The 18,151-nt window shown below is 72.6% G+C and carries 17 protein-coding genes and 3 pseudogenes; 9 read left to right on the top strand and 11 right to left on the bottom strand.

Annotated features, from left to right (window positions below):
• Positions 1–3 precede the first annotated feature (3 nt).
• The gene (locus ACP4IX_RS28975; RefSeq protein ID WP_426557429.1) at positions 4–387 is read left to right on the top strand and encodes a WhiB family transcriptional regulator; all 384 of its coding nucleotides are present in this window, start codon (positions 4–6) and stop codon (positions 385–387) included.
• Positions 388–584: 197 nt separating this feature from the next.
• Here the strand turns inward: ACP4IX_RS28975 and glpX are convergent, their stop codons facing one another.
• Positions 585–1,616, bottom strand: a complete 1,032-nt coding sequence (gene glpX, locus ACP4IX_RS28970; protein ID WP_426523844.1) for a class II fructose-bisphosphatase — start codon at positions 1,614–1,616, stop codon at positions 585–587.
• Between the two features lie 126 nt (positions 1,617–1,742).
• Here glpX and ACP4IX_RS28965 point away from each other — a divergent pair, with 126 nt between their 5' ends.
• Positions 1,743–2,279, top strand: coding sequence for a DUF4245 domain-containing protein (locus ACP4IX_RS28965; RefSeq protein ID WP_426557427.1), 537 nt, complete (start codon positions 1,743–1,745; stop codon positions 2,277–2,279).
• A 106-nt stretch (positions 2,280–2,385) separates the two neighbouring features.
• Here ACP4IX_RS28965 and ACP4IX_RS28960 read toward each other — a convergent pair whose 3' ends face one another.
• Complete coding sequence (locus ACP4IX_RS28960; protein WP_426523846.1) at positions 2,386–2,976, bottom strand: malonic semialdehyde reductase; 591 nt, start codon at positions 2,974–2,976, stop codon at positions 2,386–2,388.
• Between the two features lie 312 nt (positions 2,977–3,288).
• Between ACP4IX_RS28960 and ACP4IX_RS28955 the strand changes: the two genes are divergently transcribed.
• A complete protein-coding gene (locus tag ACP4IX_RS28955) occupies positions 3,289–3,501 on the top strand; it encodes a DUF4287 domain-containing protein (protein ID WP_426523847.1) in 213 nt (70 codons plus the stop codon).
• 298 nt (positions 3,502–3,799) lie between these two features.
• On the opposite strand, the gene ACP4IX_RS28950 is transcribed toward ACP4IX_RS28955, so the two are convergent.
• The 3 genes from ACP4IX_RS28950 to ACP4IX_RS28940 form a co-directional block, all read right to left on the bottom strand.
• Entirely contained in the window at positions 3,800–4,051 is a 252-nt protein-coding gene (locus ACP4IX_RS28950; protein WP_426523848.1) for an exodeoxyribonuclease VII small subunit, read from the bottom strand.
• 9 nt (positions 4,052–4,060) lie between these two features.
• Complete coding sequence (xseA, locus tag ACP4IX_RS28945) at positions 4,061–5,269, bottom strand: exodeoxyribonuclease VII large subunit (RefSeq protein WP_426523849.1); 1,209 nt, start codon at positions 5,267–5,269, stop codon at positions 4,061–4,063.
• Between the two features lie 215 nt (positions 5,270–5,484).
• Positions 5,485–6,912: an APC family permease gene (locus ACP4IX_RS28940; RefSeq protein WP_426523850.1), complete on the bottom strand. Its 1,428-nt coding sequence runs from the start codon at positions 6,910–6,912 to the stop codon at positions 5,485–5,487.
• Between the two features lie 124 nt (positions 6,913–7,036).
• Here ACP4IX_RS28940 and ACP4IX_RS28935 point away from each other — a divergent pair, with 124 nt between their 5' ends.
• Together ACP4IX_RS28935 and ppgK are read left to right on the top strand one after the other, a co-directional pair.
• The gene (locus ACP4IX_RS28935) at positions 7,037–8,044 is read left to right on the top strand and encodes a 4-hydroxy-3-methylbut-2-enyl diphosphate reductase (RefSeq protein ID WP_426523851.1); all 1,008 of its coding nucleotides are present in this window, start codon (positions 7,037–7,039) and stop codon (positions 8,042–8,044) included.
• 29 nt (positions 8,045–8,073) lie between these two features.
• Positions 8,074–8,838: a polyphosphate--glucose phosphotransferase gene (gene ppgK, locus ACP4IX_RS28930; RefSeq protein ID WP_426523852.1), complete on the top strand. Its 765-nt coding sequence runs from the start codon at positions 8,074–8,076 to the stop codon at positions 8,836–8,838.
• Positions 8,839–9,016: 178 nt separating this feature from the next.
• Here the strand turns inward: ppgK and ACP4IX_RS28925 are convergent, their stop codons facing one another.
• Complete coding sequence (locus ACP4IX_RS28925) at positions 9,017–9,442, bottom strand: DUF6542 domain-containing protein (protein ID WP_426523853.1); 426 nt, start codon at positions 9,440–9,442, stop codon at positions 9,017–9,019.
• 452 nt (positions 9,443–9,894) lie between these two features.
• Here ACP4IX_RS28925 and ychF point away from each other — a divergent pair, with 452 nt between their 5' ends.
• The 3 genes and pseudogenes from ychF to ACP4IX_RS28910 form a co-directional block, all read left to right on the top strand.
• Positions 9,895–10,983: a redox-regulated ATPase YchF gene (gene ychF, locus ACP4IX_RS28920; RefSeq protein ID WP_426523854.1), complete on the top strand. Its 1,089-nt coding sequence runs from the start codon at positions 9,895–9,897 to the stop codon at positions 10,981–10,983.
• 75 nt (positions 10,984–11,058) lie between these two features.
• Positions 11,059–11,442, top strand: a pseudogene (locus ACP4IX_RS28915) (hypothetical protein); the annotation flags it as partial.
• Positions 11,432–11,767: pseudogene (locus tag ACP4IX_RS28910) on the top strand (relaxase/mobilization nuclease domain-containing protein); the annotation flags it as partial. The pseudogenes ACP4IX_RS28915 and ACP4IX_RS28910, both read left to right, overlap by 11 nt.
• A gap of 123 nt (positions 11,768–11,890) precedes the next feature.
• Here ACP4IX_RS28910 and ACP4IX_RS28905 read toward each other — a convergent pair.
• Positions 11,891–13,159, bottom strand: a complete 1,269-nt coding sequence (locus ACP4IX_RS28905) for a hypothetical protein (RefSeq protein ID WP_426557425.1) — start codon at positions 13,157–13,159, stop codon at positions 11,891–11,893.
• 186 nt (positions 13,160–13,345) lie between these two features.
• On the opposite strand from ACP4IX_RS28905, the pseudogene ACP4IX_RS28900 reads away from it, so the two are divergent.
• Positions 13,346–13,831: pseudogene (locus ACP4IX_RS28900) on the top strand (tetratricopeptide repeat protein); the annotation flags it as partial.
• Positions 13,832–13,902: 71 nt separating this feature from the next.
• Here ACP4IX_RS28900 and ACP4IX_RS28895 read toward each other — a convergent pair.
• From ACP4IX_RS28895 to ACP4IX_RS28880, 4 genes are read right to left on the bottom strand one after another with little or no spacing between them, the layout of a single operon-like run.
• The gene (locus ACP4IX_RS28895) at positions 13,903–14,850 is read right to left on the bottom strand and encodes a hypothetical protein (RefSeq protein ID WP_426557423.1); all 948 of its coding nucleotides are present in this window, start codon (positions 14,848–14,850) and stop codon (positions 13,903–13,905) included.
• Positions 14,847–15,497, bottom strand: coding sequence for a flavoprotein (locus tag ACP4IX_RS28890; RefSeq protein WP_426557421.1), 651 nt, complete (start codon positions 15,495–15,497; stop codon positions 14,847–14,849). The genes ACP4IX_RS28895 and ACP4IX_RS28890 overlap by 4 nt, the downstream gene beginning before the upstream one ends.
• Entirely contained in the window at positions 15,494–16,828 is a 1,335-nt protein-coding gene (locus tag ACP4IX_RS28885) for a M16 family metallopeptidase (protein WP_426557419.1), read from the bottom strand. Before ACP4IX_RS28885 ends, ACP4IX_RS28890 begins: the two co-directional genes overlap by 4 nt.
• Positions 16,825–18,111: a M16 family metallopeptidase gene (locus ACP4IX_RS28880; protein WP_426523858.1), complete on the bottom strand. Its 1,287-nt coding sequence runs from the start codon at positions 18,109–18,111 to the stop codon at positions 16,825–16,827. Before ACP4IX_RS28880 ends, ACP4IX_RS28885 begins: the two co-directional genes overlap by 4 nt.
• Positions 18,112–18,151 lie beyond the last annotated feature (40 nt).

Here is an 18,151-nt window from a genome sequence, read left to right as displayed (position 1 = left end):
ACCGTGCTGCAACCGCCGCATTCGTCCCTGCAGGTAGCCGCCGTTCCGGCCCAGCGGGTGCCCGTGCGGGACAGGGACCAAGACGCTCCCTGGCACACCGAGGCGGTGTGCCGGCGCGACGAGGCCGGACTGTTCTTCGCACCCTCCAAGGAACCGACCGCCGCCCGGCTCTCCCGGGAGGAGGCGGCCAAGCGCGTCTGCGCGCGCTGCCCGGTCATGGTCGAGTGCCGCGAGCACGCCCTCCTGCAGCCCGAGCCGTACGGCGTCTGGGGCGGCCTCACCGCCGCCGAACGCCGCGTGGTCCTGGCCCGCCGCCGTCGCCGCGACGTCGAACTGAAGAAGAAGGCGGCCCGCACGGCGGCGGGACGCATAGCGGCGGTCGGTTAGAACCCAGACACGCGAAAGGGCACCCTCTCCGCACAGAGGGTGCCCTTTTCGCGCCGCAGGGGCTCATGCGCGCCGCAGGGGCGCGGGGAGCCGGCACCGTGCGGCTCCGCCGCGTGGTGCGGGGTGCCTGCGAGGTGGGGGCTCGTCCCCCCGCGCGGGCGCGGGGTGTCCGTGGCCGGTCGCGCCCGGCGGCGGGGTCACTTCGCCCGGTCGAAGTCCACCGCGCTGTAGGCCCGCAGCTTGCTCAGCCGGTGCTCGGAGTCGATCCGCCGGACGGTCCCCGACTTGGACCGCATCACGATCGAGTCGGTCGTGGCCGTCTCGGACCGGTACCGCACCCCCCGCAGCAGCTCACCGTCGGTGATCCCGGTGGCGACGAAGAAGACGTTGTCCCCGGAGACCAGGTCGTCCGTGGTCAGCACGCGGTCCAGGTCGTGCCCGGCGTCGATCGCGCGCTGCCGCTCCCCGTCGTCCTTGGGCCACAGCTTGCCCTGGATGGTCCCGCCCAGGCACTTCACGGCACAGGCCGAGATGATGCCCTCCGGGGTGCCGCCGACGCCGAGCAGCAGGTCGATGCCGGTGCCCTCGCGCAGCGCCAGGATGGAGCCGGCCACGTCGCCGTCGGAGATCAGCTTGATGCGGGCGCCGGTCTCCCGGACCTCCTTGATGAGGCCCTGGTGCCGGGGCCGGTCGAGGATGACGACGGTGACGTCCTCGGGGGTGCGCCGCTTGGCCTTGGCGATCCGGCGGATGTTCACGGACACGGGGGCGTTGATGTCGACGAAGTCGGCGGCCTCCGGCCCGGTGACCAGCTTGTCCATGTAGAAGACCGCGGACGGGTCGAACATGGAGCCGCGCTCGGCGGCGGCCAGGACCGCGATCGCGTTGGTCATCCCGTTGGCGGTCAGCGTGGTGCCGTCGATCGGGTCGACGGCGATGTCGACCTCGGCTCCGGTCCCGTCGCCGACCCGCTCCCCGTTGAAGAGCATCGGGGCTTCGTCCTTCTCGCCCTCGCCGATGACGACGACGCCGTTCATCGAGACGGTGTGGACGAGGGTCCGCATGGCGCGCACCGCGGCACCGTCGGCGCCGTTCTTGTCACCGCGCCCGACCCAGCGGCCGGCGGCCATGGCCGCGGCCTCGGTGACCCGCACGAGTTCCATGGCGAGGTTGCGGTCGGGAGCCTCTGAGGGGACGTCCAGCTCGGACGGCAGATGATGCTCGGTCATCGGAACGCACCTTTCTGATACGACGACGGCCGGATGAGGGTGTGGCCCCGACTCTATCGCCAGTCCGACAGAATGAGCAGGGGACCCCACGTATGAGCGCATCGGGGACCTGCGACGATAGGGGGCGTGGCAGGTACGAACGGCAAGCAGAAGACGGCCCGGGACATGGTCCTCTCCCTGGGCGTCATCGTCCTCGCTGGACTGGTCATGTGGCTTTTCATCCCGCACGACGACGATGGCGAGCCCGACCTCAAGCGGGTCGACTACTCGGTCGAACTGATCACCGCGCGCCGGGCCGCGCCGTATCCGGTGGCCGCGCCCGAGGGGCTGTCCGAGGACTGGAAGCCGACCCTGGTCCGCTACCGGGGCGACCAGTTCGACGCCTGGCACCTGGGCTTCCGCGCGCCCGACGGGGAGTACGTGGCGATCGAGCAGTCCACGGAGAAGCCGTCGGCCTTCGTCGAGGAGGCCAGCCAGGGCGCGCAGCGGACCGGGAAGACCGAGGAGATCGGCGGCCGGACGTGGACCCGGTACACGGGCGGCCGGTACGACGCGCTCGTCCTGCACGACACCGACGGCGTGAAGGGCGCGACGACGGTCGTGGCGGGCACGGGCTCGTTCGACCAGCTGAACCAGATGGTGGCGGCGCTGAAGCTGGCGTGAGCCACCGCCGTACCCCGCGCGCGCGACGAAGCCCCCGGTGACGCACCGGGGGCTTCGTCGCGCGCGGGGTGGCCGCGGGCCCCGGACTCCGCCGGGGTCACCGCTCTCAGACCGTGGTGACGACCTGGTCGTAGGCCAGGCGCGGCGAGCGCGGGAACCAGGCGTCCGGGCCCGGGCGGCCGATGTTGACGACCATCAGCGGGGTGTGGTCGTCGTCCAGGAACTCCTTGCGGACGCCCTCGAAGTCGAGGCCGGTCATCGGGCCGGCGGCCAGCCCTGCGGCGCGGACGCCGACGATGAAGTAGGCGGCCTGCATGGCGGCGTTCAGGGCGGCGGCGCCCTCACGCACCGGGCGCTCGCTGAAGAAGGCGTCCTTGGCCTGCGGGAAGTGCGGGAAGAGCTGCGGCAGCTCCTCGTGGAACTCGTTGTCCGCCGAGAGGATCGCCACCAGCGGGGCGGCGGCCGTCTTGGGCTGGTTGCCCTCGGCCATGAGCCGGACGAGGCGCTCGCGGGCCTCGGGGGAGCGGACCAGCGTGATGCGCAGCGGCGACTGGTTGAAGGCGGTCGGGCCGTACTTGACCAGGTCGTAGATCGCCTGCACCTGCTCGTCGGTCACCGGCTCGTCGGTGAAGGTGTTCGCCGTGCGGGCCTCGCGGAACAGCAGGTCCTGGGCGGCGGGGTCAAGAACGAGAGACATACGTGATCTTCCTCGGGGGTGCGTCGGCTCCGCCTGGATCGGCGCGGAGCCGTTGACGGGAACGACGCTACGGCAAGGAAGTTCAACCTTCAACCAAAAACGGGAGGGCGGTGATCCGCTTCACACGGCCGGCGGGGTGGCGGGGTGTGGTGCCGTGACGCCTCAGGTGCCGGGCGGACGGTGCACGGAGAGGGACCGCGGGACTGAGCGGTGACGCGGATCACAGGGGCCGGGCGATCACTTCCGCCGCTCGCGGCGGTCGTACAGGGCAGTACACCGCCCACCGCCCCGGACAGATGGGACCGCATCGACATGACCGCCTCCGTGAAGGGCCCCGCCTCCTACTTCCCGTCGATCGAGAAGAAGTACGGCCGACCGGTCGCGGAGTGGAAGGAGCTGATCCGCTCCTCGCCGCTCACCAAGCACATGGAGCTCGTCTCCTGGCTCAAGACCGAGCACGGGCTGGGCCACGGCCACGCCAACGCCCTCGTCGCGCACACCCTCGCCGAGGACAGCGCCGAGTAGGACAGCCCGAGCAGGCCGGCGTCGCGGGGACGGGTGCCCGGCGGGGCCGGTGGGGGCGGGGCCCAGCGGCCCCATCCGGCGCCCCGGCCGAGGAAGCCGGGGGCCTGGGGCCTGGGGCCTGGGGCCCACCCGGACCCGAAGAGGACCCTCACCCGGAACCGATGGGGGCATCGGACCTGACCGGGGCGCGCTTGCAGGTCTCGCCGGGAGCGGCGGGCATCTCGGGATCGTAGGCCCCGGCGTCGGCCCGTGCGGGCCCCGGCCGAGGAGGCCCGGGCCCCGCCCGGGCCGACGGCGGCTACTCGTCCCCGTCGCCGTCCTCCGCCCCGGCCTCCTCGGCCAGCGCCGCGTCGAGGCGGGCCCGGGCGCCGTCCAGCCGGCGCCGGCACACCTTCGCCAGCTCCTCGCCCCGCTCCCACAGGGCGAGGGACTCCTCCAGCGTCGTACCGCCGGCCTCCAGCCGCCGTACGACCTCGATCAGCTCGTCCCGCGCCTGCTCGTACCCGAGCGCCTCGGACATGGCCGTCGGCTGCTCCACCTCGCTGGTCATCCACCCACCTTATGCGTCGACCCGTACGGAGAAATCACCCTCGGAGACCCGTGCGCGCAGTGTCTCGCCCGGCTCCACCTCGCCCGGGTCGCGGACGGCGTGGCCGTCGGCGCGCTGCAGCACGGCGTACCCGCGCTTCAGGGTCGCGGCGGGGGAGAGGGCCACCACGCGCGCGTGCGTGTGCGTCAGCTCGGAGTCGGCCCGGTCCAGGTGGTGCCGCAGCGAGCGGCGGCCCCGGTCCAGCAGCGCCGCGACCTGCTCGGCCCGCTCGTCGATCATCCGGTGCGGGTCCTGTATCGACGGCCGGGCCAGGGCATGGGCCAGCCCCCGCTCCTCGCGGTCCACATACGCCGCCACGCACCGCCGCGCCCGGTCCCGCAGCTGGCGCACCCGCTCGTACTCCTCGCCGACGTCCGGTACGAGCTTCTTCGCGGCGTCGGTCGGCGTGGAGGCGCGCAGGTCGGCGACATGGTCCAGCAGCGGATTGTCCGGCTCGTGCCCGATCGCGGAGACGACCGGCGTACGGCACGCGGCGACCGCCCGCACCAGCTGTTCGTCGGAGAACGGCAGCAGGTCCTCCACGCTGCCACCGCCCCGCGCGACGACGATCACGTCGACGTCGTCCCTCGCGTCCAGCTCCTTCACCGCCTGCACCACCTGCGGCACCGCGTGCACGCCCTGCACGGGGACGTTGCGCACCTCGAAGCGGACGGCGGGCCAGCGGTGCCGGGCGTTCTCCAGGACGTCCCGCTCGGCGGCCGACGCCCGCCCGCACACCAGGCCGATCAGCTGCGGCAGGAACGGCAGCGGCTTCTTCCGCTCCGGCGCGAACAGCCCCTCGCGCGCGAGCGCCTTCTTCAGCTGCTCCAGACGCGCGAGCAGCTCCCCGACGCCCACCGGCTTGATCTCGGCGGCCCGCAGCGAGAGCTGCCCGCGCGGCGCGTACCACTCCGGCTTGGCGTGGACGACCACCCGCGCGCCCTCGCCGACCACATCCGCCACCGCGTCGAACACCTGCCGGTAGCAGGTCACGCTCACGGAGATGTCGTACGACGGGTCGCGCAACGTCAGGAACACGACCCCCGCGCCCGGCCGCCGGGACAACTGCGTGATCTGCCCCTCGACCCACACCGCGCCGAGCCGGTCGATCCAGCCCCCGATCAGCCGTGACACCTCGCCCACGGGCAGCGGACTTTCGGGAGACGAGTTGGCAGCCATGCGCCCGAGCGTAACGGCCGGGTGTGACAGGCCGGGTGCGACAACCCTCCAGGGCGGGTGCGGCACCCCGCCGAGCCGGGCTTGGTACCCCGCCGAGCCGGGTGCGGCACCTCGTCGAGCCGGGCGTGGTGCCCCGCCTGAGCCGGATGTGACGCCCCGCCCGGTGCGCGGCGCCCGGTGCGCGGCGCCCGCCTCCCGGGCCACGCCCGGCCGGCTCACACTCCCGCCGCTCTCCTCCCGCGCGCCTGCGCCGCCAGGACCACCAGCCCCACCACCAGCCAGACCGCCCCGACCAGCTGCGCGGTCCGTGACGCCTCCACGATCACCGCGACGGTGATCGCCGCACCGAGCACCGGGATCAGCGCATGCCGCCACCAGCTGACCGGGCCCGAGCCGCGCCGCACCACGAACCAGCCCACCACGCTCGCGTGGAGCATCGTGAACGCGGTCAGCGCACCGACGTCGACCACCGAGACCAGGTGGTCGAGACCGTCGTCCCGCCGCGCCGCCCACACCGCCGCCACCATCGTGATCACGGCGGCGACCAGCAGCGCCACGCGCGGCACCCCGGAGTCCGTCCGCGACAGCGCCCTCGGCAGCCGCCGGTCGCGGCCCATCGCGAACAGCAGCCGCCCGGCCGCCGCCTGCCCGGCCAGCGCCGCGAACGCCGCGCCGATCGCCTTGCTCACCGCCACCAGATCGTGCAGCCACGTCCCCACGGACGCGTCCACCGCGTCGTAGAAGGCCGCCCCCTGCCGTTCCGGCTCCGCCGCCAGCCGCGCCGACGACACCGGCTCCAGCAGTGCCACCAGGTACGTCTGCGCGACGAACAGCACGCCCGCCAGCGCCAGGCAGAACAGCAGCGCCCGCGCCACCTTCGCGGAACCCCCGGTCACCTCCTCCGCGAACGTCGCGATCGCGTCGAAGCCCAGGTACGACAGCACCGCCACCGACACCGCGCCGACCACCGCCGACAGCGCGAACGCCCCCTGCGTGCCGTCCCCGGACAGCGGCGACAGCCAGCCCCGCTCGGCCCCGTCGCGCGCGAGGACCACGATCGCCGCCACCACGAACACCAGCAGGACCACGATCTCCATGGCGAGCACCAGGAAGCCCACCCGGGCCGCCGCACGCACCCCCCACAGGTTCAGCAGGGTCGTGGCGACCACCGCGATCGCCGTCCACACCCACCGCGACACCTCGGGAACCAGCGCCTCCATCGCGATGCCGGAGAACAGGTACGCCACCGCCGGAATGAGGACGTAGTCCAGCATCGCCATCCAGCCGGCGACGAATCCGGCCCCGTTGCCGAGTCCCACGCGCGCGTACGCGAACACCGACCCCGCCTGGGGGACCACCCGCACCATCTGGGCGTAGCTGAACGCGGTGAACGCCATCGCGATCGTGGCGACGAGGTACACCAGCGCCACCGCGCCGTGCGACTTGGCGTCCAGCGTGCCGAACACGCCGACCGGCGCCATGGGCGCGATGAACAGCAGCCCGTAGACGACCAGGTCCCTGAAGCCCAGGCTGCGCTTCAGCCGGCCTTCCCGGTGTTCCTGGTGTTCCTGGTGTTTCGGATGTTTCGGGCGTTTCGGGTGTTCGTCGCCGGCCCCCTGGGCCGCCGTACCGGTCTCGGACATCGTGCCTCCGCCAGGGCCTCGGACTGTGCCTCGGAACGTCCCCGTCGACGTCCCCGCCAGTTTCCCCGGCACCGCCGCACCCACGCGATCTCTGACCCGCCGAACGCACCCTTACGATGGGGCCATGACTGCTTCGCCCGGCCGCCGTGTCCTGCTCGCCGCCCCCCGTGGCTACTGCGCGGGTGTGGACCGCGCCGTGATCGCCGTCGAGAAAGCCCTGGAGCAGTACGGGGCTCCCGTCTACGTCCGGCACGAGATCGTCCACAACAAGTACGTCGTCCAGACCCTGGAGAAGAAGGGCGCCGTCTTCGTCGAGCAGACGGAAGAGGTCCCGCCGGGGAACATCGTCATGTTCTCCGCGCACGGCGTGGCCCCCGTCGTCCACGAGGAGGCCGAGCGCGGGAAGCTCGCCACCATCGACGCCACCTGCCCGCTCGTCACCAAGGTGCACAAGGAAGCCGTCCGCTTCGCCAACGACGACTACGACATCCTTCTGATCGGCCACGAGGGCCACGAGGAGGTCATCGGGACCTCCGGCGAGGCCCCCGACCACATCCAGCTCGTCGACGGTCCCGAGGACGTCGCCAAGGTCGAGGTCCGCGACCCGTCGAAGGTGGTCTGGCTCTCCCAGACCACCCTCTCCGTCGACGAGACCATGGAGACCGTCGACGCGCTGAAGGACAAGTTCCCGCAGCTCATCTCCCCGCCGAGCGACGACATCTGCTACGCCACGCAGAACCGCCAGCTCGCCGTGAAGCAGATGGGCGCCGAGGCCGACCTGGTGATCGTCGTCGGCTCCCGCAACTCCTCCAACTCCAAGCGCCTCGTCGAGGTCGCCAAGCAGGCCGGCGCCCGCGACGCGTACCTCGTGGACTTCGCCGACGAGATCGACGAGGCCTGGCTGGAGGGCGTCACCACGGTCGGTGTCACCTCCGGCGCCTCCGTCCCGGACATCCTGGTCGAGCAGGTCCTGGAGTGGCTGTCGCAGCGCGGCTTCGAGGACGTGGAGATCGTCAAGGCCGCCGAGGAGTCGATCATCTTCTCGCTGCCCAAGGAGCTCCGCCGCGACCTGCGCGAGGAGGCGGCGTCCCTGGTGGCGGAGCGGGGCGGCTCGGGTACGCCCGGGGCGTGACCGTCAGTCGCAGGCCGTAACGTGGTGCCATGCAGATCTTCGGCGTGGACATCGGCGGATCCGGGATCAAGGGCGCCCCTGTGGACCTCGACAGGGGCGACCTGGCCCAGGAGCGCTGCAAGGTACTGACCCCGCACCCGGCGACCCCCGACGGCGTGGCCGACGGTGTGCGGCAGGTCGTCGAGCACTTCGGCTGGAGGGGACCGGTCGGGCTCACCTTCCCCGGCGTGGTCACCGGCGGCGCCACGGTCCGCACCGCGGCCAACGTCGACAAGAGCTGGATCGACACGGACGCGCGCGCCCTGTTCAGTGAGCGGCTGGGCGGCCTCGACGTGACGGTGGTCAACGACGCGGACGCGGCGGGCGTCGCCGAGATGCGCTTCGGCGCCGGCCGCGAGCGCAAGGGCACGGTCATCCTGCTCACCTTCGGCACCGGCATCGGCAGCGCCGTCTTCACCGACGGCGTCCTCGTCCCCAACAGCGAGCTGGGCCACCTGGAGCTGGACGGACACGACGCGGAGAAGCGCGCCTCCAGCAAGGTCAAGGACGACCACGACCTGTCCTGGGAGGAGTGGGCCCACCGCGTGCAGCGCTACCTCGCCCATGTCGAGATGCTGTTCTCACCCGACCTGTTCGTCATCGGCGGCGGGGTCAGCCGCAAGGCGCACAAGTTCCTGCACCACATCGAGGGCATCCAGGCGGAGATCGTTCCCGCGCAGCTCCAGAACAACGCGGGGATCGTCGGGGCGGCGATGCGGGCGGCGGAGGCAGCCGGCCGGCCCGCCGCGGACTGAACCAGCCGCCACACCGTGGGCTGAACCCGCCGCCACACCGTGGGCCGGACCGGCGGTCAGAGCCGGTGGGCGTTCCGGGCCGGTGGGTGGCTCCGGGCCCTCGGACCCGCGGCCGGCACCGGGCCCCCGGGTCCTCACGCCGGCCGGGCCGGGCCCTCACACCGGTCGGGCCGGGCCCTCACACCGGCGGACGGTTCCGGACGGCGTCGGCCCGGTCGCGCACCAGCCGGATCCTCCGGACGATCACGGTCGATCCCGCGACCAGGGTCCCCCCGTACAGCCAGCCCGCCTCGGTGGCCAGGGCGGTCACCAGCCCCATCAGCCACCCTCCCGGCCCCTTGCCGCTCTCGGCGACGGACACCAGGCCCACGGCGAAGGCGATCGGCACGACGACGGGGGCGGTCAGCAGGTCGCCCTTGCGCACCGAGAGCGCGGTGAGCAGGCACACCGGCAGGAACAGCACGCCGTACACCGTCAGCGACGCGTCGAACAGCAGCTGGTCGAGAAGGCCGAGCACGAGCATCACCGCCGCGCAGAGCAGGCCGCTGCCCAGCCCGGTCAACCGCGGGTTGGGCAGCTCACGCATCCCCAGGACCGCACGCATTCCCCGCACCCCCGGCATTCCCCCCGTTCCCCGTATTCTCCGCAGGGCGCGCACGGCGTGCAGGGCGCGCCGCACCAGAGGCCCGGGCCGGGCCGGCCGTACGGCGGCCGGCCGCCGCGCCCCGCCGCCCGCAACCGGCCCGGCGGATCGCCCGGCCGGCTTCCCGACCGGCTTCCCGACCGCGGCACCGCCCGCTCGCCGCCCCTGCGGGGGCAGCGGCGCCCGGCCCCGATGCGGTCCGTACTGCGCAGGTCGCGTCCTGTATTGCTCCACTGGACCAACTTAGGTCGGGTTATGTGCCGAATAGCCCGACAGACACGCCGTCGGGCACGGCTTGGCCAAGCGTTCGAGACCGCGCGGGGCAGGCACCGGACACCCCGTAGACTGGTGGATCGGCCCCCTGCCCGGCCCGCCCCACCTCCTCCGCACCCTCACGTACGGGAAGTCGCAACGTGTCGCTCACGATCGGAATCGTCGGTCTGCCCAATGTCGGCAAGTCGACCCTGTTCAACGCCCTGACCAAGAACGACGTGCTGGCGGCCAACTACCCGTTCGCCACGATCGAGCCCAACGTCGGCGTCGTGGGCGTCCCGGACCCCCGTCTGACCAAGCTGGCCGAGATCTTCTCCTCGGACAAGGTCCTCCCGGCGACGGTCGACTTCGTCGACATCGCGGGCATCGTGCGCGGCGCGAGCGAGGGCGAGGGCCTGGGCAACAAGTTCCTCGCCAACATTCGCGAATCCGACGCGATCTGCCAGGTCATCCGTGCCTTCAAGGACGAGAACGTCGTCCACGTCGACGGCAAGGTCTCGCCCAAGGACGACATCGAGACGATCAACACCGAGCTGATCCTCGCCGACCTCCAGACCATCGAGAAGGTCCTGCCCCGCCTCCAGAAGGAGTCGCGGATCAAGAAGGACATCGCACCCAAGGTCAAGGTGGTCGAGGAGGCCAAGGAGATCCTGGAGAAGGGCGACACGCTCTTCGCCCACGGCATCCTCCAGGGCAGCGAGCGCGCCGAGCTCCTCCACGACCTCCACCTCCTCACCACCAAGCCCTTCCTCTACGTCTTCAACGTCGACGAGGACGAGCTGACCGACGAGGACTTCAAGAACGAGCAGCGCGCCCTGGTCGCCCCCGCCGAGGCGATCTTCCTCAACGCCAAGCTGGAGGCGGACCTCGCCGAGCTGGACGAGGACGAGGCCCTGGAGCTCCTCCAGTCCGTCGGCCAGGAGGAGCCCGGCCTCGCCACCCTCGCCCACGTCGGCTTCCGCACCCTCGGCCTGCAGACCTACCTGACGGCCGGCCCCAAGGAATCCCGCGCCTGGACCATCAAGAAGGGCGCCACCGCCCCCGAGGCCGCCGGTGTCATCCACACCGACTTCCAGAAGGGCTTCATCAAGGCCGAGGTCATCTCCTTCGACGACCTGGTCGCGACCGGCTCGGTCGCCGAGGCCCGCGCCAAGGGCAAGGCGCGCATGGAGGGCAAGGACTACGTGATGCAGGACGGGGACGTGGTGGAGTTCCGCTTCAACGTCTGATCCGTTCGGCAAAAGGCCGTCTGACCTGCGGCGGAGCGGGTTGGGCGGCCTTTGCGGTCCGCGCAGAGTCCGCAGCGTGCCGTGGAGAACCGCGACCAGGAGAAGACCATCCGGTTCACACGGACCGCGGTCGGTGTCATCAGCGCCGCCGCTCATCGGCGCGGCCAGAAGTTCGCCGGATTCGTCGGCGACGCCGCCCTCGCCGTCGCCCTCGGCAAGACCGGGCTTACCGGAAGCCCGGAAGACGATCCGCTCCGCCCGCTGATCGAAGCCATCGAGGCACACACCGTCGCGTTGAACCGCATCGGCGGCAACCTCAACCAGATCACCGCAGCCATCCACCGCGGAACCCTCCCCAAGCACGCCGAGGCGGTACTGGACAGGGTCGAGCAAGCAGCCCGGAACAGCTACCAGCTCATCGACCAGGTCCTGACGGAAGGCACCGCGCATGGTTCCTGACGTCTCGACCGGATCCCACACCCGCGGACTGATCGCCTACCTGTTCGGCCCCGGCCGCCGCGACGAACACACCGACCCCCACATCGTCGCCGCCTGGGACATGACCGGCACCCCCGACCCCGGCCGCGACCCGGCCGCCACCTACTCCCAGCTCGCCAAGCGCCTCGACCACCACGTCGACCTCCGCACACGCGAACTCGGCGGCAGGAAACCGCGCCAGCACGTCTGGCACTGCCCGGTCCGCACCGCACCCGGCGACCGCTACCTCACCGACACCGAATGGACCGAAGTCGCCCGCCGGATCGTCCACGCCACCGGCATCGCATCCTCGCCGACCCCACGTTGATTCCCCACCCGGCCGGTGGTCTACGCCCGATATCGCTCGAGTGGACGAGATGTCGCTCCGGTCGGCCTCGCACTCAGATGAGGCCGACCGGCGGAACACGCTTCAGGGGCAGTTCCACTCCTCGCTGGGCAGCGCATGCCACAGGTCGAGCCAGTCGTGGAGCAGGAAGAGGGGGCGGGTCAAGACGACGTCGCCGGCCCGCTGAGAGCGGATCGCCAGGCCGAGGTCGGCGAAGATCGGATCGCCGGCGACGCTGTACGCCAGGCTGCCGGGCCGTGTTGTGCGGTGGACGAGCCAGTCCTCCACCTGGGAAGGTGCGCAGCCGGTCAGCGGGGCTGCGTCCAGTCTCACCTGGGGGCCGGTGAGGGCGTCTGCGGCGACGCACCCCAGGCGGCCGTCGTGGAAGAGGGCCCTGATCCCACTCTCAGTGAAGTCGGCGTAGTTGAGCTGCTGGCCTTCGCCGTGGTGGGAGTAGGACGAGACGGCCGGTCCTTCGCCGAGGACGCGGGTGATCTCTTCCGAGGTCATCCCGAAGTGCAGGGGGCCGACTCCTACATACGGCGTGAACGTCCACTCGGCGCGTTCCTCCTCCCTGGCGATCCGCCACGGGCCGCAGTACCCCGCCCCGCTACCTGGAGCGGCCACGGGCGGCTCGGGTGCCGACTCCTGCGGGGCGGCTGGGCTGGGCGCGGTCCGGTCCTTACACCGGTGGCCGAGTCGTTCCGGAGCCGCGGTGTCCTCGGGTTGTTCTTCCAGCCAGCGGATCGCCTGCTCCTGCCCCTCCCCGAACGGGTCCTCCGCCAGAACGTGTGCCCGGTCCAGGGCCGCGCGGCGCTCCTTCTGCGCAGTGACGAGATCAGTGACATCCTCGCCCCAAGCAGCCAGCCGTTCCCGGGCGACCCATCGGTAGTACGAGTCCGCGCTCACGGCAAGGACCTCGCGAACGACAGGCGCGTACCGGGGTACGGACGAGGCGAGGGCGGGGTCGGCCAGGAGCAGGGCGGTGGCCACGAGCGCGGCCTCCCTCACCAGTGGATCGTCGTCGTCGCAGAAATCCGCGATGCGGTCGTGGAGTACTGGCCTTGCCGCACGAGCGGCAGCCAGATCCTGCGCCGTGCCGACGCCGTCCTCGACGTCCAGGCGGGCGATGTCGGCGAACGAAGCCAGCCAGTTCAGCAGTTCGGCGCGAAGCGATCGCCGGCCGGCCCTGCGCTCCCACCGGTCTTCGGCGAGGGTGCGCGGATCGTCGAGAAGACGAGCGAGGACCAAGGCCGCCGGAGCGGTCGCCGGAAACACCTGCTCCCGATTGAGGAGCAGCCGATACAGATCCCCCACCGCCCGCACCCGGCGAGCCGGGTCGGTGGCAAGCACAGCGCCGAGGATGTCCGGTGTGTCAGGCACACTGTGCTGGCCCGTACAGACGTGGGGCAGCTCCTCCCACGCGGTGCCGGCAAGCTCTGCCTGTGCTCTGGGTGGCAGGGAGCCGGCGGGAGCATCAGGAATGTCTGGGGCCATCTCGTTGATCACGGCCGCAGTGTTCCAGCCGACTCCGACATCAGCGCCGCCGAGCCCGACCCGGTCCTCGCCGTCACCGACCTGGGCCGCGCCGACGTCGAGCGCCGCCGCTTCCTCGCCATCGCGGCCTTCACCACCGCCGGCGTCGTCATGCCGCTCAGCCACGACCACGAGGCCACCGCCCGCATGCTCCGCGCCCGCACCGGAACTTCCCTGGTCGGCGCGGAGGACGTGGACGTCGTACGCCAGATCACCGCAGCCTTCAGTGCCGCCGACGAACGCCTCGGCGGCGGCCCCGGACTGACCACCGTCACCGCCTACCTCGCCGACACTGCCGCCCCCATGCTCCGCGGACGCTTCCCCACCGAAGTCCTGCGGCAGGCGGCCTTCGGCGCCGTCGCCGAACTCGCCCACCTCGCCGGCTGGAAGCACCACGACCTCGGCCAGGAAGGCGCCGCCCAGCGCTACTACCAGGTCGGCTGCCAACTCGCCTGCGAAGCCGACCCCCACGGCCACGCCGCCTGGATGCCGGGGACCGCCGACCGAGTCGGAACGCGCGCCGAGGCCCGCAGGCGTCGAGTGGCCTTCCCGGCGTCGAACTACACCGGCCGCGCCTCGGGAGCGGCAGTCGAAAGCGGTACGGCGACGGCGTCCAGAGCGGCTCGGCCCGAGGTGTCCACCAGGTCGGGGAGCAGGGCGATGCAGTGGTCCAGGCCGTCGGTCCAGCCGACGTACGCCGCGTAGTCCGCGACGTGGACGACGCTGCGCAGGCCTGCTGCGAGGGCGAGGGGGGTGATGTCGTCGGGGCCGAGGGGGCCGTAGCCGGTGAGGAGAGCGGTGGCCAGGGCGGCGAAGGACGGGGCATGGGCGGGGCCGGAGAGGCGGGCCATTTCGGCCAGCTCTCCTATGAGCCAGCCGGTGTCGAAGGCCGCCGGGCCGTGGGAGAGGGTCTCGCCGGTGAGGAGGACGGCGTGGGCCGGTGCGGGGGACGGGATGATCAGGCCGACCGAGGGCTCGCCGTGCAGGAGTGTCCGCGGGTGTGCCGGGGTGGGGGCGGCGAGGACGTCGCACCAGGCCGAGAGTGCGCGGAGGCGGGCCGGACCGAGGACGGCGGTCAGGCGGTGGTGAGCGTGGTCGTCGGCCGAGTGCAGCCAGCGTGCCAGACGGGTGACGGGTGGAGGCACGGGGGCCGGGTCGATGAGGACGGGACCCTGGGCGTGCAGGGAGCGCAGGGCACGGCCCGCGCTCGCCATGGCCGGGGTGAGCGTCTCGCGGTGGGCGGGGCCCGCGGCGTCGGCTGTCGGGGGCCAGATCAGGTGGCCGAGGGACGAGCCGCCGGCGACCCGGTACTCGTACGCGCCGTCTTCCGCGAGCTCGGCGGCAGCCAGTCCGGTGCCGGCCGGGAGCGCGGGGAGTGCGCGGGCGGGGATGCCGTCCTGGAGGACCTCGCGGCGCCAGAGGTGGCCGTCGCCGGACCGGTGGACGCGGGTGTGGAGGCGGCCCGTGCGCATGTCGCGGACGGGGGCACCGAGCGAGGGGTGATTCATGCCGCTTCCGTCCGCAGCGCCGTGTGCCTGGCCTGGAGCTGTTCGACGACCGCCGGCATGGGGGGCGGCACACGGGCGTCGTCGCGGCCCGTGGTGACGCTGCGGCCGGGGACCGTGGGGACGACCACGACGTTCTTCTGTGCGGAGAGGGTGGCGAGGTGCGTGCGGACCGTCTCGCTCCGGTCGGCACCCGGGGGGAGGCAGGGGGCGACCGCCACCGGGGCTTGAAGGCACTGCAGGGCGAGGAGGACGGGGGTGTCGGCCATGCCGGTGGCGTACCGGCTGATGAAGTTCACGGTGGCGGGGTAGACCAGGACGGCGTCGGCCCACTGGGCGAGCTCGACGTGGAGCGCCCCCGCCCCCGCCCCGGTGTCCGTGTCCGGCGGCCACTCGTCGACGAGGGTCTCGCGGCCGCCGAGGGCGGTGAGCGTCTGGCGGGTGACGAAGCGCTCGGCGCTGCGGGTGATGACGGTGCGCAGGCCGAGCCGGGGGTACGTCATGCGCAGCCAGCTGACCCAGGTGGGCAGTTGCCAGGCATGCAGTGCGCCGGTGCCCACCAGGAGCAGGCGTTCGAAGGTCAGGGCCGGGGCGGGGGCGGCGAAGGGGTTCGCGGTCTGGGGCGTGCCGGGTGAGGGGGAGCTGGTCACTGGGGGGTCTCTCCGGAGGTGAGGACGGTGGCGTCGCCGACCACGACGCGGGACGTGGGGCCGGGGCCGAGGAAGGCGTGCGCGGCGTCCGTCACCTCGGCCGGGGTGACGGTCCGCAGTCGCCGGGCGTAGCCCTCCGCCCAGTCGAGGGGGATGTCCCAGCAGCACAGCGTCGAGAAGAACTGGGTGAGGGCGGCGGGTGAGGCGCGCAGGGCGGCGATCATGCCGAGTGAGTAGCGGCGCGCGTCCTCGACCTCGGACGGCTCCGGTGGGCGGGTCGCCATCCCGGTCCACTCGGCGCGCAGTTCGGACAGCACCGTGCCGGTGGCGGCGGTCGCGCACGCGCCTTCGAGGAGGACGCTGTGCGTGCCGAGCGTCTGGTCGAAGTACGACACCACATGGCACGACAGGCCGAGGCGCTCACGGAGCCGTCCCATCAGGCGGGAGGAGAAGTATCCGGCGAAGACGGCGTTGGCCAGGGCCAGGGCCGGGTAGCGGTCGTCCTCCCAGGGCACGCTGGGGAAGGACATCAGGAAGTGCGACTGGAGTGCGCGGGGGCGGTGGACGACGACCTGGTGGTCGCGCGGGGAGGGCAGCGGTTCGACAGCGGGGGGAGGTGCCGCGGGGGGCCGGGCGTCGAGGCCGGCGAACGCGGCTTCGGCCAGGTCCAGTACGTGCTCCGGGGGCAGGTCCGCGACCACGACGAGATGGGCGCCGGACAGGCGCAGCATGGACCGCCTCGCCGTTTCGACGTCGGCGGTGGTGAGGGCGGTGATGTCGTCCGGCCCGGGCAGGCGGGCGAAGCAGCCGAGGGGACCGAACCGGCTGGTCCACAGCGCCTCACGGGCGGCGGTGGCGGGGTCGGACGCCTGCAGGGGGGCGCGCCGCCCCAGCCGGGTGCGGGCCAGTGCCACCCGATCGGCGGGGACGGCCCGCGGGGTGAAGGGGAGGGTGAACTCGCGCAGGAGGTCCGTGAGACCGGCCGGGTCGACGTGGGCGGTGGTGACGAACCACTCCGCCGTCCGGGCGGACCGCAGTTCGTGGTCGGTGCCGCGCAGCACCGCGTCGGCCAGCAGTTCCGCGAGCGCCGACTCCCGTGGTGTGCCCGGGGTGTACGGCTGCTGCAGCTGGACCTCCGCGGTCGCCGCGTGGGGGTCCTGGACGGCGACGGCACGCAGGCCGCAGTCCAGCGGACGCCAGGCGGCGGCGGGCAGGCTGATCCGGTCGTCGGAGCCGAGCGGGGGCAGCGGCCGCGGTGCGGCGGCGGACGCCAGCTCGGCGGCGCCGCGGTAGCGGGCGTGGCCGGGCAGTGGTGTGCGGAGGCCGCTCATACGGGGTCGCCTTGGGGTGGAGGGCCGACGGTGAGGGCGGCGGGGTCCTGGCAGGCCAGCCGGCCGGCCGCGGTGGCGGCCTCCGCGGGGTCCACCTGTGCCAGCAGGGCCGGGACCTCGGCGACGAGGTCGGGCCGGTCGTGCAGCAGGGTGAACGCGCCCAGGGCGCGGGCCTGCCGGAGAGGTTCGGCATGGCGGCGGGCCCAGCCCAGGCGCAGCAGGCGGACGGCCCGGGCGAGCCGGTCGGGGCGGGGGCCGTCCGCCGCCAGGGAGGTCAGCTCCCGCTGGACGAAGGCGGCCAGGTGCCGGGGGTCCCGGCCGTCGTGGTGGAGCGTCACGACGAGGGAGTCCGGGTCGAGCGCGTCGAAGGGGGCGAAGAAGCCGCACTGCACCTTCACCGAGGTCACGGGCAGCCGGTGGGCTCCGGCGGCTTCGGCGAGGCCGCCGGGGGAGTCGCCGGTGAGCATCCCGGCGAGCACCACATGGGCGGCGTAGCCGAGGGGGTCGGTGCGGAAGGACGGCAGCCGAAAGCCGAGGGCGGTGGCGTGGGCCGTGGTCCGGGCGTCCGTGACGCGGCGCAGGCGTGTGGAGCCGGGCGGCGGCTCGGGCAGCGCGGGCGCCACCGCGGCGGGCCGGGCGGGCAGGGCGCCGAAGTGCCGCGTCACCAAGCGGGTGACGTGCTCCTCGGGGAGGTCCGCGACGACGGTGAGGACGGCGTTGGAGGGGGTGTAGTACGCGTCGAAGAAGGCGGCGCAGTCCTCGACCGTCGCCCGCTCCAGGTCCTCGAAGACGCCGTATCCGTTGTGCGCGTTGGAGAACTTCCGGTACATCGCCCCGGGCAGCTCGGTCCACGGGAAGCCGCCGAAGGGCCGGTCCAGGACGTTGCGCCGGACCTCCTCCTTGACGACCGCGAGCTGGGTGCTCAGATTCCGCTCCGTGAATGTCGGCGCGGCCATGCGGTCCGATTCCAGGAACAGCATTCTTTCCAATGCTGATTCTGGTGCGCTCTGGTAATACTCGGTGTAATCCTGCCGGGTCGACGCATTGGCCGTCCCGCCGGATCCCTGAATAACCGAGAAATGCTGTGAAGGGGCGATGCTCGTGCTGCCCTGGAACATGAGGTGCTCGAAGAGGTGCGCGAATCCGCTGCGGCCTTCCGGCTCGGAGCGGAAGCCCACTCCGTAGTGCACGCTGACGCTCGCGAGGCCCTTCGGGCCGTACCGGCCGTGGACGGTGCGAAGGCCGTTGGGCAGCTCGGACCGGGAGGGGGACAGGTCGGTCATCTACTGCCTTCCGCGCGGGGCACTCCGGGCCGGGATCCGG

The sequence above is a fragment of the Streptomyces sp. WG5 genome (genome assembly GCF_049974565.1).
In the GTDB taxonomy this organism is placed as follows: domain Bacteria; phylum Actinomycetota; class Actinomycetes; order Streptomycetales; family Streptomycetaceae; genus Streptomyces.
This window is presented reverse-complemented; position numbering and strand designations above follow the sequence as displayed.

What these genes read in the sequence shown, in the direction of transcription:
- ACP4IX_RS28955 (WP_426523847.1), top strand. Translation starts at nt 3,289, where the DNA reads ATGACCGCCTCCGTGAAGGGCCCCGCCTCCTACTTCCCGTCGATCGAG.
- ACP4IX_RS28880 (WP_426523858.1), bottom strand. Translation starts at nt 18,111, where the DNA reads ATGACCGACCTGTCCCCCTCCCGGTCCGAGCTGCCCAACGGCCTTCGC.
- ACP4IX_RS28885 (WP_426557419.1), bottom strand. Translation starts at nt 16,828, where the DNA reads ATGAGCGGCCTCCGCACACCACTGCCCGGCCACGCCCGCTACCGCGGC.
- ACP4IX_RS28935 (WP_426523851.1), top strand. Translation starts at nt 7,037, where the DNA reads ATGACTGCTTCGCCCGGCCGCCGTGTCCTGCTCGCCGCCCCCCGTGGC.
- ACP4IX_RS28895 (WP_426557423.1), bottom strand. Translation starts at nt 14,850, where the DNA reads ATGAATCACCCCTCGCTCGGTGCCCCCGTCCGCGACATGCGCACGGGC.
- xseA (WP_426523849.1), bottom strand. Translation starts at nt 5,269, where the DNA reads ATGGCTGCCAACTCGTCTCCCGAAAGTCCGCTGCCCGTGGGCGAGGTG.
- ACP4IX_RS28940 (WP_426523850.1), bottom strand. Translation starts at nt 6,912, where the DNA reads ATGTCCGAGACCGGTACGGCGGCCCAGGGGGCCGGCGACGAACACCCG.
- ACP4IX_RS28950 (WP_426523848.1), bottom strand. Translation starts at nt 4,051, where the DNA reads ATGACCAGCGAGGTGGAGCAGCCGACGGCCATGTCCGAGGCGCTCGGG.
- ppgK (WP_426523852.1), top strand. Translation starts at nt 8,074, where the DNA reads ATGCAGATCTTCGGCGTGGACATCGGCGGATCCGGGATCAAGGGCGCC.
- glpX (WP_426523844.1), bottom strand. Translation starts at nt 1,616, where the DNA reads ATGACCGAGCATCATCTGCCGTCCGAGCTGGACGTCCCCTCAGAGGCT.
- ACP4IX_RS28960 (WP_426523846.1), bottom strand. Translation starts at nt 2,976, where the DNA reads ATGTCTCTCGTTCTTGACCCCGCCGCCCAGGACCTGCTGTTCCGCGAG.
- ACP4IX_RS28925 (WP_426523853.1), bottom strand. Translation starts at nt 9,442, where the DNA reads ATGCGTGCGGTCCTGGGGATGCGTGAGCTGCCCAACCCGCGGTTGACC.